General features: G+C 40.2%; 1 protein-coding gene and 1 pseudogene. One reads left to right on the top strand and one right to left on the bottom strand.

From position 1 onward, the window contains the following. The first annotated feature begins 268 nt into the window (after positions 1 to 268). Positions 269 to 1,418 (top strand): annotated as a pseudogene (locus ADICYQ_RS31250) (IS3 family transposase). A 33-nt stretch (positions 1,419 to 1,451) separates the two neighbouring features. On the opposite strand, the gene ADICYQ_RS31245 reads toward ADICYQ_RS31250, so the two are convergent. Continuing rightward, a partial coding sequence (locus tag ADICYQ_RS31245) for a hypothetical protein (protein WP_040416440.1) occupies positions 1,452 to 1,633 on the bottom strand: 182 nt, incomplete at its 5' end.

Below are 1,633 nucleotides of genomic sequence, written 5' to 3'. Positions count from 1 at the left end.
AAACGTGTAATCAGAATTGGCGATTGCATCCTTAGCCGTTTTATCAATGTTTGCAATTTTCTTGGAAAGTGATTTTACCATTAATTAGAAGCAGGCCGGAAGAAGTATCGACTGTATGATGAGTGAACTGAACTTTTGGAAGGTACATCTTAATAGAAAAACCCTTCTCATAAAGGGACTGACCCCATAAGATGAGACAAATAAAAACACCTTCAAGTTTGAATACGGATGATTGTTATCCGAAATTAGACTTGGAGGTGTTTTTTCTATGGGGACAAGAGTGAGTTATCCGGTTGAAGTGAAACAGAAGGCTGTAGAAATGAGATTGGCAGGCGTACCTATGAAAGAGATCATGCAGGAGTTGAATATCAAAAATAATACGCAGATTAAGACATGGGTCAGATGGTATAAGGCTGGTGATACACATCGATTTGAACAGCCTGTTGGTAAGCAATACACTTATGGAAAAGGTCCGGAGTATTCTTCCGAATTAGAGAAACTGCAGGCAGAGAATCGATATCTGAGACAACAGAATGAAGTGTTAAAAAAGTACAACGAATTGGAAAGGAAGTTGATAGCCAAACGTCAGTCGAACTTGTAGAAGAATTGCACAGCACAATGACCGTGCAGGATATCTGTATTCATTTAGGTATCTCTCGCTCGTCTTATTATCGTTGGAAGAAGAATCTGAAGAAAGATCATCCCAAGCGCCATTTAGAAAACAAATCGGCACGTTGTGCCGAGAGCACCAGTATCGATATGGATATCGAAAAATCACAGCTATATTAAAAAAGAGAATGTGTATTAACCATAAAACGGTTCAGCGTATTATGCAGAAAAATCAGTGGCAGTGCCGGGTTAAGGTGAAAAAGCGCAAGAAGAATGGGCAGCCATATGCCGTGGTCGACAATATATTAGATCGGAACTTTCAGTCTGATCATCCTCTTGAAAAACTAGTAACAGACATCACGTATTTGCCTTATGGACAGAAACAATTGTACCTTTCCAGTATATTGGATGTATATAATGGAGAAGTGATTGCTTTTACGATTGGAGATAAGCAGGACACAGACTTTGTCTTACACACACTTGATCAACTGCCAACACTGCCTGAGAACTGCGTGTTACATAGTGACCAAGGATCTGTGTATACATCTTACGAGTATCAGAAAGCTGTTAAAACAAAAGGCATTACCATGAGCATGTCCCGCAAAGGGACACCCGCTGATAATGCCTCCATCGAATCATTTCATTCCTCACTAAAGTCTGAAACGTTCTATCTTAACAGCATTGATCGAACCACGACCGCCATCGTAGAACGCACTGTCATAGAATACATTCATTATTATAACAATATTCGTATTCAAACGAAACTAAACAACCAATCACCGATAAATTATCGGCAATTGGCTGTTTAAAAGGTGTTTTGATCCCTGTCTCAAAAACGGGGGTCAGTCCCATCGCACTCGGGTTTTCTTTTTATATTTTGCCGCCTCTTCAATAATGGCAACAACCATTTCTGCCGTTTTAACGAGCTCTTCGATCGGCATTTTTTCATTTTTTGTATGGATTTGCTCATAACCGACAGCAAGATTGACCGTCGGGATGCCATGACCAGCGATTACGTTCGCGT

Origin of the sequence: Cyclobacterium qasimii M12-11B (assembly GCF_000427295.1) — a bacterium.
Classification (GTDB): Bacteria; Bacteroidota; Bacteroidia; order Cytophagales; family Cyclobacteriaceae; genus Cyclobacterium; species Cyclobacterium qasimii.
The sequence above is the reverse complement of the archived record's forward strand: the minus strand, read 5'-3'. Positions and strand labels throughout refer to the sequence as shown.